Genomic DNA, 13,310 nt, shown 5'->3' with positions numbered 1-13,310 from the left:
GCCTTACATCCGGAACACGCCGAAGCCGGCGCTTTCGGGGACAGGAACCGCGCGGCACACTTCGAGCGCGAGACCCAGCACGTCGCGCGTCTGGGCGGGGTCGATCACCCCGTCGTCCCACAGCCGCGCCGTGGCGTAATAAGGGCTGCCCTCCTGCTCGAACCGGGCCCGGACTCCGGTCTTGAACGCCTCGGCCTCTTCCGCCGTCCAGCTTGCGGCATCGCGGTGGACGGCGGCAAGGACGCTGGCGGCCTGCTGCCCGCCCATCACCGAGATCCGCGAATTGGGCCAGGAAAACAGGAAGCGGGGCTGATAGGCGCGGCCGCACATGCCGTAGTTGCCCGCCCCGAAGCTGCCGCCGATCAGCACGGTGATCTTCGGCACTTGCGCCGTCGCCACGGCGGTCACCAGCTTGGCGCCGTGGCGGGCGATCCCTTCCGCCTCGTATTTCCCGCCGACCATGAAGCCGGAGATGTTCTGGAGGAACAGCAACGGAGTCCGGCGCTGGCAGGCGAGCTGGATGAAATGCGCGCCTTTCTGGGCGGATTCCGAAAAGAGCACCCCGTTGTTGGCGAGGATGGCCACCGGCAGGCCGTGGACATGGGCGAAGCCGCAGACCAGCGTGGGGCCGAACAGTGCCTTGAACTCGTGGAACGCGCTCCCGTCCACGATCCGCGCGACCACTTCGCGGACGTCGTAAGGCTCGCGCACGTCCTCGGGGATGACCGCATAGAGCTCCGCCGCATCGTGGAGCGGCGGCGGCGGACTGGGGGCGGGACTGTCCTCGCCGCCGGGGCCGAGCTGGCTGACGATATCGCGCAGGATCGAGAGAGCGTGCTGGTCATTGTCGGCCAGGTGATCGGCCACGCCCGAGCGGCGGGCGTGCAGCTCGCCGCCGCCCAGATCCTCGGCACTGATGTCCTCGCCGGTCGCGGCCTTGACCAGCGGCGGGCCGGCGAGGAAGATCGTCCCCTGCCCGCGCACGATCACAGTCTCGTCGCTCATCGCCGGAACATAGGCGCCACCCGCCGTGCAATTGCCCATGACGGCGGCAATCTGCGCGATCCCCTGCGCGCTCATCCGGGCCTGGTTGTAGAAGAAGCGGCCGAAATGATCGCGGTCGGGAAAGACCTCGGCCTGGTTGGGAAGGTTGGCGCCGCCACTGTCGACGAGATAAATGCACGGCAGGCGGTTTTCCGCCGCGATCTCCTGCCCGCGCAGCTGCTTCTTCACGGTCATCGGGTAATAGGTGCCGCCCTTCACCGTGGCATCGTTGGCGAAGATCATGCACAGCCGCCCGGAAACCCGGCCGATCCCGGCGATCACCCCGGCGCCGGGCACCTCGTCGTCGTACATGCCGCCTGCCGCCAGCTGGCCGATCTCGAGAAACGGCGCGCCGGGATCGAGCAGAAGCTCCACCCGCTCGCGCGCCAGCAGCTTGCCGCGCGCCTCGTGCCGGGCACGGGCACTTTCGCTGCCCCCGCGCGCCGCATGGGCCACCCGCGCGCGCAGGTCTTCGGCCAGTGCCCGGTTGTGCGCCGAGCGCGCCTGCGCCTCGGGGCTGGCAAGATCGAGGCTGGAGGTGAAGACGGGTGCGCTCATTCCGGTGTCCCGACCAACTCACGCCCGATCAGCATGCGGCGGACCTCGTTCGTGCCTGCGCCGATGTCGAGCAGCTTGGCATCGCGCAGGTAGCGCTCGACCGGCCAGTCGGTCGTATAACCCGCGCCGCCCAGCGCCTGGACCGCCTCGCCCGCCACCCGGAACGCGCTCTCGCTGGCCAGCAGGATCGCCCCGGCCGCATCGAACCGGGTGGTCCGCCCGGCATCGCAGGCCTGCGCGACGGCATAGACATAGGCCCGCGCCGATTGCAGCGCGACGTAGATGTCGGCCAGCTTGGCCTGCATCAGCTGGAACGTGCCGATTGGCCTGCCGAACTGGCGACGCTCGCGGACATAGGGCAGCACCGTGTCGAGGCAGGCCTGCATGATGCCGAGCTGGACCCCGGCCAGCACCACGCGCTCGTAGTCCAGCCCACTCATCAGAACTTCCACGCCGCCGCCCAGCGGGCCAAGCATGTTCGCCGCCGGCACGAAGCAATCATCGAAGACCAGCTCGGACGTGGGCGAACCGCGCATCCCCAATTTGCCGATCTTCTGCCCGACGGAAAAGCCGGGCATGCCCTGCTCGACCACGAAGGCGGTTATGCCCCGGCTGCCCGCTTCCGGATCGGTCCTGGCATAGACCACGACCACGTCGGCGCAGGGGCCGTTGGTGATCCAGAACTTCGCGCCGTTGAGGCGAAAGCCCTCGCCGTCCCGCTCCGCGCGGAGCTTCATCGCGATGACGTCGGACCCGGCCGCAGCCTCCGACATGGCCAGCGCGCCGACATGATCGCCCGCGATCAGTCCGGGCAGGTATTTCGACTTCTGCACGGCATCTCCCCAACGCCGGATCTGGTTGATGCAAAGATTGGAATGGGCACCGTAGGAGAGCCCGACCGAGGCCGAGGCGCGGCTGACCTCCTCCACCGCGATCACGTGTTCGAGATAGCCGAGCCCGAGCCCGCCCCATTCCTCTTCCACCGTGATCCCGTGCAGGCCCAGCGCGCCCATCGGCTGCCACAACTCGCGCGGAAAACGATCCTCGCGGTCTATCGCGGCGGCGATGGGGGCAATGGAGCGGGCGGCAAAGCGCCGGGTGCTGTCGCGGATCAGCGCGGCATTCTCGCCCAGGGCGAAATCGAATTCGGGCGCCATTGCCACTCTCCCGAGCCGAACGAACGCGCATTCCCGGCAAGTTTCCGGGATCGGCAGTGTAACGCCAAAAGATGGCCACGTGATAGAGCCAACCGCCCGGCTCCCCGCAGCAAGTATTACGGTGCTGCATTGCTGCAACATGCCGCCATGGTGTATGAACAAGGCAACATCGGGCGCCCGAATCCGGCAGGCGATCCTGCCCGTTTCAACGCAGCAAGGATGCGGACGCCCGAATCGTTGAAGGCGCAGTCATGGCGAAGTCCGGCAAGACCGACACAGCCGCCCCGCCCAATCGGCCAGGCCTGACCTTCCATGTGCCCGAACCGCCCTTCCGCCCCGGTGACGCGGTCGATTACAGTTTCCTCGACATTCCGCCGCCGGACCGAATTCCGCGCCCCGACGAAACGGTCGAGGCCCGGCAGGTCCACGATCTCGCCTATGGGCTTGTGCGGGTGCTGGGCGACGATCACGAAGCGAGCGGCTCGTGGGACCCCCGCCTCGATCCGGCCATGCTACTGCGGATGCTGCGCAAGATGGCCCTGCTGCGGGCCTTCGACGACCGGATGTTCCGCGCCCAGCGGCAGGGCAAGACCAGCTTCTACCTCAAGTCGACCGGGGAAGAGGCGGTCGCCATCGGCGCGGCCCTCGCGCTCGACCGCGAGGATATGTGCTTTCCCAGCTATCGCCAGCAGGGCATCCTCCTCGCGCGGGACTATCCGCTCGTCCGGATGATCGACCAGATCTACTCGAACCGCGACGATCCGCTGTTCGGCCGGCAATTGCCGATCCTCTATTCGGCCCGTGAATACGGCTTCTTCACCCTCTCGGGCAATCTCACCACCCAGTATCCGCAGGCCGTGGGCTGGGCCATGGCCAGCGCCGCGAAAGGCGACACCCGGATTGCCGCGACGTGGTGCGGCGAAGGTTCGACCTCGGAGGGCGACTTTCACAACGCGCTCACTTTTGCGGCGGTCTACAACGCGCCTTGCGTGTTCAACGTGGTCAACAACCAGTACGCGATCTCGACCTATCCCGGCTTTGCCGGGAGCGAGCGGACCACCTTTGCCGCGCGGGCGATCGGCTATGGCATTCCGGGCATCAGGGTCGACGGGAACGACATCCTTGCCGTGTGGTCCGCCACCCGCTGGGCGGCGGACCGGGCCCGGCTCAACCTTGGGCCGACGCTCATCGAACTGTTCACTTACCGGGCCGAGGCGCACAGCACCTCGGATGATCCCTCGGTCTATCGCAGCGCGCAGGAACGGCAGGAATGGCCGCTGGGCGATCCGATCACCCGGCTCAAACGCCACTGCATCGCCCGCGGCATCTGGGATCTCGAGCGGCAGGAGGCGATGGATCTCGAAGTGGCCAGCGAGGTCGCTTCCGCTCAGAAGGAGGCCGAGACTCACGGCATCCTCGGCCACGGCCTGCACCAACCGGACACGACCATGTTCCAGGACGTGTTCGAGCACATGCCCTGGCACCTTCGGGAACAGTGCGAACAGGCCATTCGCGAAAGGGCGCTGAAATGGCCGGAACGTCCATGACTGCGTCCATGACCATGACCCAGGCCCTCAACAGTGCGCTGGCGGTGATGATGGCGCGCGACGACGGGGTCATGGTGCTGGGCGAGGATGTCGGCTATTTTGGCGGGGTCTTCCGGGTGACGGCTGGCCTGCAGGAGAAATTCGGCAAGCATCGCTGCTTCGATACCCCGATCACGGAATGCGGAATAATCGGCGCGGCGATCGGCATGGCGGCCTATGGCCTGCGGCCCGTGCCGGAAATCCAGTTTGCCGACTATATCTACCCCGGCCTCGATCAGATCATCAGCGAGGCCGCCCGCATCCGCTATCGCTCGGCGGGGGACTTCACCTGCCCGATCACGATCCGCCTGCCCTTCGGCGGCGGGATCTTTGGCGGGCAGACGCACAGCCAGTCGCCCGAGAGCCTGTTCACCCACATCTCCGGGGTCAAGACGGTGGTCCCCTCGAACCCGCACGATGCCAAGGGCCTGCTGATCGCCGCGATCGAGGACAACGATCCGGTCATCTTTATGGAGCCCAAACGCTGCTACAACGGCCCGTTCGACGGCTATTACGACCGCCCCGCCAAGAGCTGGGCCGGGCATCCCGACGCCGAGGTGGACGAAGGCTATTACCGAGTTCCGCTGGGCAAGGCGCGGATCGTGCGGGAAGGGCAGGACCTCACCGTGCTCGCCTATGGCACGATGGTCCACGTCACCCGGCAGGTCCTGGCCGAACACGGGATCGACGGGGAACTGATCGACCTCAGGACCCTGGTCCCGCTCGACATCGAGACCATCGAAACGTCGGTAAAGAAGACCGGACGATGCATGATCGTCCACGAGGCCACGCGCACCAGCGGCTTCGGCGCGGAACTGTCGGCGCTGGTGCAGGAGCGCTGCTTCTACCACCTTGAAGCTCCGATCGAGCGGGTGACCGGCTTCGACACGCCCTATCCCCATTCGCTCGAATGGTCCTATTTCCCCGGGCCGATCCGCATCGGCGAGGCCCTTGCGCGTTTGATGCGAGGCTAGAACGATGGCGCGGCTCGAATTCAGGCTTCCCGATATCGGCGAAGGCGTCGCGGAGGCGGAAATCGTCGAGTGGCACGCCGCAGTGGGGGATGCGGTCAAGGAGGGGCAGACCATCGTTGCCGTGATGACCGACAAGGCCACGGTCGAAATGGAATCCCCGGCCGACGGCGTCCTGCTGGAACGCTGCGGCGAGATCGGCGGCACGCTTGCCGTGGGGGCATTGCTCTTCGCGCTGGAGACAGCTGGAGACGAAGTCGCGCAGACCCCGGTTGAGGGCGTGGCTCCACCCCCGCCCCCGCCCTCATCCCCACCGGCGCCCCGCGAGGCGGAGCGTACCTTGCCGGCAAGCGGCCACCGCGTGCTCGCCTCCCCCGCGGTGCGGCAGCGCGCCAAGGCGCTGGGCATTGATCTGGCGACGGTCCCCGCCAGCGGCGAAGTGGTCCGGCACGAGGATCTTGATCGTCATCTCCTTGGCGCAGGTGGCCGCCTCCCCTTACCCGCCCCCACGCCCGTCAAGAGCGACCTGCAAGGCAAGGAAATCGCCGTCACCGGCCTGCGCCGCCAGATCGCCCGGCGGATGCAGGAGGCCAAGGCGCACATCCCCCATTTCACTTTCGTTGACGAACTCGACGTGACCGCGCTGGAAGACCTGCGCGCCGCGATGAACCGCGACCGCGGGGACCGGCCACCGCTCTCGGTCCTCCCCTTCTTGGTCGCCGCCCTGTGCCGCGCCTTGCACGACTTTCCCATGCTCAACACCCACTACGACGATGCGCGCGAGGTCCTGATCCGGTTCGACGCCGTTCATGTCGGTATCGCCACCCAGACCGAGGGCGGCCTGATGGTGCCCGTGCTGCGGGATGCGGCCGGGCTGGACCCGTGGCAGATCGCGGAAGGGATAGCCGCCTTGGCCAGCCGGGCGCGATCGGGCAAGATCGGCGGCGAGGAACTGCGCGGGTCCACAATCACGGTCACCGCGCTCGGGCGGCTAGGCGGGATCGCCGCGACCCCGATCATCAACCGCCCCGAAGTGGCGATCATCGCGCCGCACCGGGTCATCGACCGCGCGGTGCCCGTGGCCGGCGGCGGCATCGAAAGCCGCAAGATGATGAACCTCTCGATCAGCTGCGACCACCGGGTGATCGACGGATATGTGGCGGCCTCCTTCGTCCAGTCGATCCGCCAGATCCTCGCCGCGCCGGCCGCGCTGGCGCCCGCCTGAACCGCTTCACAGCCGGGCGATCGCCTCGCGCACGGCGGCGAGCACGGTGGGGATGTTGGCGAGCCGGTTCGCCTCCTCGTCCAGCATCGCCGCGAAGGCGCGCTTCTTGAGCGCGGAAAAGTCCGGCAAGGCGTGCCGCCTGGATGGGTCGACCGTGCTGGCGACGATGTCGATCAGCCGGTCGATCGCGTGAATCCGGCCCCACAGGTAGTCATGCTCGCGCGCGGCACGGCTGAGAAAGCCGCCGAACCCCAGCGCGGAGACGCCGCGCAGATCCCCGCAGCCGGCCTCGATGCACAGCGAGGTCGCATCGGCCGGACTGATCCGGTCAACGAGGACCTCTTCGAAGGCGCTGCTTTCCAGCCCCAGCGCATTCATCGCCGGGAGCACGACGACATCCCAGTAGGGCCAAGCGAGGTATCCGGTCAGCACGATCCGCCGCAGCGGCGGCGGGAGCGCGGCGACCAGCGGGGATGACAGGACCTCGTCCATTTCCTCGTTGCGCCCCATCAGGCCGCACGTTCGGCCAATCCGGGCCACGACCTTGCCGATCCGGGCCCGCTGGTCCGCCGCGTAGCGGACCGGATCGGGCAGCGGCCCGGTCTCCTCGGCGCGAAACAGCCGGCGCATGGCCGGCATCGGCAGCCCCGGCAGGAACGAGGGATCCTCGACGATGTAGAGCCGGCGCAGGCAATCGTTCACCTGCCGCTTGAGTTCGTCGACCGCGGCGAAGTCGGCCGGGCCGCCCGCCGCCTCGCCGCCCATCTGATAGAGGCTGTTGATGTGCTGGATGACATAGGACGCCCGCCGGATCTTGTAGCGGATGCCGAAGTCCACGATGAAACGCCCGAAGGCGGGCAATTCGGCATCCCGGCCGACCGTCTGGGGGATGTGATAGTCCGCCGGGAACATCCCTTCCAGTTCGCACCAGGCCTCGATCACCCGCCGCGCCCACTGGGCCTGGCGGGACTGCGGCTCGAAGGCGCAGGTGCGGCAGACGAGGCCAAGGATGACGTCCGCCGCCTCGAGCACCAGCGAGCGGACCCAGGCGTTGTAAACCAGCGCCGAACTGGCCAGAAGATTGGACGCCGTCAGCCGCCAGTGGCGCACCTGGGCTAGAGTGACCGGGCCGGACAGGTCACCTTCCGTGGCCTGCTCGAGCAGGGCTTCGACGTGCGCGTTGGAGATCCGGGCGATCGCCTTCAGGCGGCTGACCTGATCGTTGAAGCGGTTGGCTTCCTCCAGTTCCTCGTAGATCGGATCCTGCCGCGGCAGGTCGCTCAGCGCGCCGCGCAGCGTGGCGAAAAAGCCGGGCATCCCTGCGTGCGGGGTCATCCCGGAATGGTCGGGATGAGGATCGATATAGACCAGCCGACGGTCGACCTCGCGGTAGGCGGTGTGCAGGCGGATGGCATCAATCGCGGCGCGCAGGGGCTTGTTGTTGAGAATGCTGCCATCGAGCAGGACAGCATCCTCACCCTTCAGGCCGAGCTGCCGGTAATGCGCGAAATTGGCGGCGAGGAAGCGCTCCCGTCCCGGCCATTCCAGTTGCCGGGCGGCGACCAGCCGGTCCATCTCGTGGATCTGGGCGGGCGGAAAGGCGCCTGGATAGCTGGCCGAGGCGCGCGCGGCGAAGGCCAGCGCGGGCACATCCGCCAGGCCGAGGTCGGAACGGACCAGGCCATGGGACGACTGGACCGCCTGGAAGCGTAGGATCTGCCGGTGCTCGCGGTCCCGAATGACCGGTGGATCGTGAATGTAGATGGGCTTTTCCGCGCCGTGATAGTCGGTAACCGTGATCATCAGGTCGAGCCGCAGTTCCGGCGGCAGCAGGCTGGAGGGCGTAGCGCCGCCCCGCTCCATGGCCATCAACCCGTCGAGCAGCAGTCCCGAAAAGTGTGCGCCGTCGAACGGGGGCTTGAACCAGCGGGAGCGAACGAAGATCGAAAGCCGGCGCCGGATATCCGGATCGGCATCGCGGGGAAGCAGCCCTTCGCGCTCCATCCGGGCGAATAGCAGCCGCATGAACGGCGCGAAGTACCACTTGCTCCAGCGCCCTGCGCGCGCTTCGGGCGCGATCAGTTGCAGGATGTCCGCCTGTTCGAGCCACATTTCGGTAAGCGGGGCGAGGCTGAGATCGTGAACGATGGCGCGGGCCAGGACGATGCCGTTGATGCCTCCGGCAGACGAGCCGGAAATGACGTCGACCACGACCCGCAGATCTTCGAAGCGGCCGATCTGCTTGAGCATGTCGAAATAGACCGGCGCGGTCGATCCGGCCCCGTCGCCTTCCCCGTCCGGCGCAAAGACATACTCCGCCGCCTGCTTTTCGGCAAAATCGCGCGGGCCGTGATAGGCCTTCGAAGCCCGGAGCAGGTTCAGAACCTCGATGTTCACGCCGTGCTGGTAGATCGCGAGCGAGACGCCGCCATAATAAACGAGGGCGAGGCGAAGTTCCTTTTCCTGCATTGCCCGGCATCCGGATCAGGCAAGACAGACGCGACAACATGCCCTGCCAAGGCCGGATTGTACCGCAAGCAGGCGGGCAAGTCGCCCGAAATTGGAATTGTCGATCCGCCTAGGGCGCGGACTTCGGCCCTGACGGCACGTCGCCGCAATGGCTGGTGCAGGTCATGCCCGCGCCGGGGGTGAAGCCGCCACCGGTCACCCTGATCGTGGCACCGCTGCTCGCCCGATAGGCCGGGGCGTCGGTCTCCTCCAGCACGTCGCCGGCGGCGGGGACGGACCGGCCCCGGTGGAGCGCCGCGCCATTGCGGATGGGCGTGCGGTGCGTACCGCCGGGCGGCGCGCCCACGGTATTTGCGGCGGCGTTGATGCTTCCCGATATGGCCGCTCCCAAGGAGCGCATAGCCTTGCCCTGCGCGCCCGAACCGGACAGGATTTGCGCTGTTTCGACCGCCTCCTGCGCGGTGGCGGGAACGCAGGACCCCACCGTCAACAGTGCTGCCAAACCACGAACCGCTGCCTTGCACATCATCGGACTGCACCTCCAGCGAGGGAGCCCCACGCTACAACTCCGGCAAGGCGCTGGCAAGGAAACGCGAAACGGCGTCTATACGCGCATCAGGGCTGCTAGCTGGCGGACGCTGGGCATTTTCTCAAGTTGCCACGTGGCGGCGATCAGGCGCTGCGCGCGCGCCTTGCCCATCACCGGGGCGATGAGGTCAAGCACCTTCGCGCTGACCTCATCGGCCGAGAGCGGGTTCTCCGGGGTGCCCGAAGGGAAACGGGTGTGGTGCTTGAGGACGCGGCCGTCGTTAAGGGTCAGCTCGACGATGGCGCCGCGCGGAGCGGCGGGGTCCATCAGGCTCTCGTCAGGCACGACCGTGGTGCGGGCGCGGATGGCGAGGACCTGCGGGTTCTTCATCAGCGCGACGTCGTGGGCATCGTCGAACGAGACGGCGCCCTTGAGCAGCGCGACCGAGACGAGGTGGGGATTGTTGACGTCGGGCATGGCGCTGGTCCCGACGATGCCGACCGCATCGGTCGGCAGGCGCACGAGGATCGACTTCACCATGTCGGCGGTCAGCTTGTTTTCCCGGCGCAGGGTCAGCAGGGCGTCGAGCGCCGACTGGTTGGGATAGCCCACGGTATAGGTCTTGATCGCCGAGCGGGTGACGAAGAAGTCCTTGCCGAGGCCAGTGGTCAGCGCCGCCGGATCGGGCTTGGCCGAGAGGGCCTTCAGGAGGTTGTGCGTGCCGTCGAGCACGTCGTGAACCCCCGTCATCCCGGATTCGACCATGGTCACGGCCATGACCCCGTTGCGGGCGCCCATGCCGGCAAAGTCGAAGGCCTTTTCGATGTGGTCCTCGTCGTCGATCCACGACCACAGGCCCGAGACCTGCTGCGAGGCATAGGACAGGGCATGGCGCATCCCCGTCTCGCCCAGCGGGGCAAGGATGGCCGAACCGAGGGCGCAGTAAGTGGACGAAGTGCCCTCGGCGCTGCGGTGGCCGGCGCGCACGGAATCGGGCCCGAGCGCCATGAGCAGGCGGCAACCGAGATCGTAGCCGAGGACCACGGCGCGGATCAGGGCCATGCCCGAGGCGTTGTTCTTCTCGCCCATGGCAAGGGCGGCCGGGACGGCCGAGCAGCCCGGATGAGCCTTGGTGACAGGCTCGAAGTCATCCGTCTCGTCGGCATGGGCGAACATCGCGTTGGCGAGCGCGGCGTTGACCGCCGTGGTGCGGAACTGGCTGGCGACGACGCCGACCTCGGGCTTGCCGCCAAGGGCCTGGACATATTTCAGGGCGGCAAGGCCCGGCTTCATCCGCGCGCCTGAGATCATGGCGCCAAAGGTATCGAGGATGCGGTGCTTGGCGGCCTCGATCACCGCAGGCGGCAGCGCGGCGGTGCGCGAGGCGACCATGTGGCGGGCGACGATCCCTGTGACGTCGCCGCGCTCGGCCGCGCCCAGCGCCGTGGGCGCGAGGGCGCCGGTCGCGGCGATCCCGGCGAGCGCGGTGCGGCGGCTGATCGCGGTCACTCGCCGTCCCCCAGGTAGGGCGCCCGCCGGGGCAGACGCCAGGAGACGAAGAAGACCATGACCATCATCGCCGTGACATACCAGTAGAACGCGCCCTCGTGCCCGAGAGTCTTGGACCAGAGCGCGACATATTCCGCCGAGCCGCCGAACACCGCGTTGGCCAGCGCATAGGCGAAGCCGACGCCGAGGGCGCGGACTTCGGTGGGGAACAGCTCGGCCTTGATGATGCCGGAAATCGACGTGTAGAAACTGACCACGGCGAGCGCGGCGGTGATCAGCAGGCCGGCTGCAACCGGGCTGGTCGTGCCCTGCAACGCATTTACAAGCGGCACGGTCATGATCGCGCCACCCGCGGCGAAGATCAGCATGTTGGCGCGGCGGCCGATCCGGTCGGACAGGGCGCCCATCACCGGCTGCAGGCACATGAAGACGAACAGGCAGACGGTCATCACCTCACTGGCGGCGTTGATGTCGAGCCCGGCCGAGTTGACGAGGAACTTCTGCATGTAGGTGGTGAAGGTGTAGAACACGAGGCTTCCGCCGGCGGTGAAGCCTAGCACGGACAGGAAGGCGGCGGGGTGTTCGCGGATCAGCGCGGCGAGGCTGCCGGCGCGCTTGTCCTCGCGCTGTTCCTGCGAGGTGGTTTCCTGGAGCCGCATCCGCGCCAGCAGGGCGACCACGGCGGCAAGCCCGCCGATCAGGAAGGGAATGCGCCAGCCCCAGGCCTTGAGGTCGGCCTCGGGCAGGGTGTGCTGCAGCACCACCACCACCAGCGAAGCGCCGAGCTGGCCGCCGATCAGGGTGACGTACTGGAAGGAGGAGAGGAAGCCGCGCCGGCCTTCGACAGCAACCTCGCTCATGTAGGTCGCCGCCGTGCCGTATTCGCCGCCCAGCGCAAAGCCCTGGACGAGACGCGCCAGCATGAGCAGCGCCGGGGCCCAGGTGCCGATCGTCTCATAGGTCGGCAGGACCGCGATCGCGAGCGAGCCGAGGCACATGGTGAGGACCGAGGTGATCAGCGCACCGCGCCGCCCGTGCCTGTCAGCCATGCGTCCGAACAGCCAACCGCCGATGGGGCGCATCAGGAAGCCGGCGGCGAAGACCCCGGCGGTGTTGAGCAATTGCCCGGTGGGATCGGCCTTGGGGAAGAACAGCGGCGCGAAATAGACCGAGCAGAAGGCGTAGACGTAGAAATCGAACCATTCCACCAGGTTGCCGCTGGAGGCGGCGACGATCGCGCCGATCGAGGCGCGCGGGCTCGGCGCGACGATGCCGGCATCGGCGGGCGAGCTGCTGAAGACCGGTGAGGTCTCTGTTCCGGGGACGGCGTTCACGGCTGCGCGGCACCACGCTGCGGCGCGGCCGCCGCGGCTGAGCCCGAGAGCGTCACGCCCTGCCCCAGCGGCTGGCCCTTTTCCGGCTCGGGAAGCAGCAGGGTCACGATGCTCTGCACACTGTTGCTGGCGTTGGTGTTGTTGTGAACCACGCCAACCGGCAGCACCACCAGGGTGTTGGCCTTGGCGACGTAGGTCTTCATCCCGTAGATCACCGCCATCTCGCCCTTGCGGACGAAATAGACCTGATCGAAGGGATGGAGGTGCGTTTCCGTGCGCCCGCCGCCCGGCAGCATGTCATTCAGCCGTTCGAGCACGTTGAGCGATCCAGTGGCGCGCGAGGCGAGAATCCGCTCGTTGAGCGAGGCGTGGCCGGTGCCGCCGGCCAGTTCGCCGAGCGGCGGGGCAACCCGGACGAGGCTGGCCGCATTGGGCACCCGGCGCGGCGCGGCGGGGCGGATCAGGCCAGCAAGGTCGCGCTGCGGCGCGGGGGTGATAACCTCGAACACGTCCGCCTCCTCGCCCGAGGCATTCCAGATGCGGTGCGGCGTGCCGGCAGGGAGGAGCACCATGGTCTCCGGCTTGATCACGAAGCGCTCGTTGCCGATCTCGACATTGGCCTGCCCCTTGAGCACGAGGTAGGTGTGATCGACCGGGAGGCTGATCGAGCCGAGCGGCGCGGCGCGCGGCGCGAGCCGGGTATAGATGACCCACGAGCTGTCGAGCCCGCTGGCTGGACCGGCAAGGACCTCGCTCGACGAGCGGCCCTTGAACGGAGCGAAGTCGACCGGGCGCAGCGGACCGCGCGCCGCCGAGGTGTGGACGGGACCGGCGGGGGTCATGAGATCGGCCGGGGCGGCGCTGGCCGGGGCCGTGGTTGCGGCGGCGGCGAGCAGGGCCGCCGCGATCAGGTGGACGCGCTTCATGG

The 13,310-nt window shown here is 67.9% G+C and carries 10 protein-coding genes; 3 read left to right on the top strand and 7 right to left on the bottom strand.

Annotated elements, in window-relative coordinates; translation table 11 throughout:
- Window positions 1-3: 3 nt before the first annotated feature.
- Both H7F51_RS08335 and H7F51_RS08330 read right to left on the bottom strand, forming a co-directional pair.
- The gene (locus H7F51_RS08335) at window positions 4-1,602 is read right to left on the bottom strand and encodes a carboxyl transferase domain-containing protein (RefSeq protein WP_185663779.1); all 1,599 of its coding nucleotides are present in this window, start codon (window positions 1,600-1,602) and stop codon (window positions 4-6) included.
- Window positions 1,599-2,759: an acyl-CoA dehydrogenase family protein gene (locus tag H7F51_RS08330; protein ID WP_221774063.1), complete on the bottom strand. Its 1,161-nt coding sequence runs from the start codon at window positions 2,757-2,759 to the stop codon at window positions 1,599-1,601. The genes H7F51_RS08335 and H7F51_RS08330 overlap by 4 nt, the downstream gene beginning before the upstream one ends.
- A 251-nt stretch (window positions 2,760-3,010) precedes the next feature.
- On the opposite strand from H7F51_RS08330, the gene H7F51_RS08325 reads away from it, so the two are divergent.
- The 3 genes from H7F51_RS08325 to H7F51_RS08315 are packed head-to-tail and all read left to right on the top strand — an operon-like array spanning window position 3,011 to window position 6,541.
- Window positions 3,011-4,306 (top strand): thiamine pyrophosphate-dependent enzyme, encoded by a 1,296-nt coding sequence (locus tag H7F51_RS08325; protein ID WP_185663777.1) that lies wholly within the window; start codon window positions 3,011-3,013, stop codon window positions 4,304-4,306.
- Between the two features lie 8 nt (window positions 4,307-4,314).
- The gene (locus H7F51_RS08320; protein WP_185663817.1) at window positions 4,315-5,319 is read left to right on the top strand and encodes an alpha-ketoacid dehydrogenase subunit beta; all 1,005 of its coding nucleotides are present in this window, start codon (window positions 4,315-4,317) and stop codon (window positions 5,317-5,319) included.
- 4 nt (window positions 5,320-5,323) lie between these two features.
- On the top strand, window positions 5,324-6,541 hold the full coding sequence (locus H7F51_RS08315; protein ID WP_185663776.1) for a dihydrolipoamide acetyltransferase family protein: 1,218 nt from the start codon (window positions 5,324-5,326) through the stop codon (window positions 6,539-6,541).
- A 6-nt stretch (window positions 6,542-6,547) separates the two neighbouring features.
- Here the strand turns inward: H7F51_RS08315 and H7F51_RS08310 are convergent, their stop codons facing one another.
- From H7F51_RS08310 to H7F51_RS08290, 5 genes are all read right to left on the bottom strand, one after another.
- The gene (locus H7F51_RS08310) at window positions 6,548-9,010 is read right to left on the bottom strand and encodes a patatin-like protein (RefSeq protein ID WP_185663775.1); all 2,463 of its coding nucleotides are present in this window, start codon (window positions 9,008-9,010) and stop codon (window positions 6,548-6,550) included.
- 109 nt (window positions 9,011-9,119) lie between these two features.
- Window positions 9,120-9,500: a hypothetical protein gene (locus H7F51_RS08305; protein WP_185663774.1), complete on the bottom strand. Its 381-nt coding sequence runs from the start codon at window positions 9,498-9,500 to the stop codon at window positions 9,120-9,122.
- 114 nt (window positions 9,501-9,614) lie between these two features.
- Window positions 9,615-11,048, bottom strand: coding sequence for an MmgE/PrpD family protein (locus H7F51_RS08300; protein ID WP_221774062.1), 1,434 nt, complete (start codon window positions 11,046-11,048; stop codon window positions 9,615-9,617).
- A complete protein-coding gene (locus H7F51_RS08295) occupies window positions 11,045-12,382 on the bottom strand; it encodes an MFS family transporter (RefSeq protein ID WP_425491015.1) in 1,338 nt (445 codons plus the stop codon). Before H7F51_RS08295 ends, H7F51_RS08300 begins: the two co-directional genes overlap by 4 nt.
- On the bottom strand, window positions 12,379-13,308 hold the full coding sequence (locus H7F51_RS08290) for a cupin domain-containing protein (RefSeq protein WP_185663773.1): 930 nt from the start codon (window positions 13,306-13,308) through the stop codon (window positions 12,379-12,381). Before H7F51_RS08290 ends, H7F51_RS08295 begins: the two co-directional genes overlap by 4 nt.
- Between the last annotated feature and the right edge of the window lie 2 nt (window positions 13,309-13,310).

The organism is Novosphingobium flavum (assembly GCF_014230315.1).
Classification (GTDB): domain Bacteria; phylum Pseudomonadota; class Alphaproteobacteria; order Sphingomonadales; family Sphingomonadaceae; genus Novosphingobium; species Novosphingobium flavum.
The sequence above is the reverse complement of the archived record's forward strand: the minus strand, read 5'-3'. Positions and strand labels throughout refer to the sequence as shown.

Bases quoted from the DNA above. Each gene is read 5' to 3' on its own strand.
- H7F51_RS08330 (WP_221774063.1), bottom strand. From the start codon at position 2,759: ATGGCGCCCGAATTCGATTTCGCCCTGGGCGAGAATGCCGCGCTGATC.
- H7F51_RS08290 (WP_185663773.1), bottom strand. From the start codon at position 13,308: ATGAAGCGCGTCCACCTGATCGCGGCGGCCCTGCTCGCCGCCGCCGCA.
- H7F51_RS08325 (WP_185663777.1), top strand. From the start codon at position 3,011: ATGGCGAAGTCCGGCAAGACCGACACAGCCGCCCCGCCCAATCGGCCA.
- H7F51_RS08320 (WP_185663817.1), top strand. From the start codon at position 4,315: ATGACCATGACCCAGGCCCTCAACAGTGCGCTGGCGGTGATGATGGCG.
- H7F51_RS08335 (WP_185663779.1), bottom strand. From the start codon at position 1,602: ATGAGCGCACCCGTCTTCACCTCCAGCCTCGATCTTGCCAGCCCCGAG.
- H7F51_RS08315 (WP_185663776.1), top strand. From the start codon at position 5,324: ATGGCGCGGCTCGAATTCAGGCTTCCCGATATCGGCGAAGGCGTCGCG.
- H7F51_RS08310 (WP_185663775.1), bottom strand. From the start codon at position 9,010: ATGCAGGAAAAGGAACTTCGCCTCGCCCTCGTTTATTATGGCGGCGTC.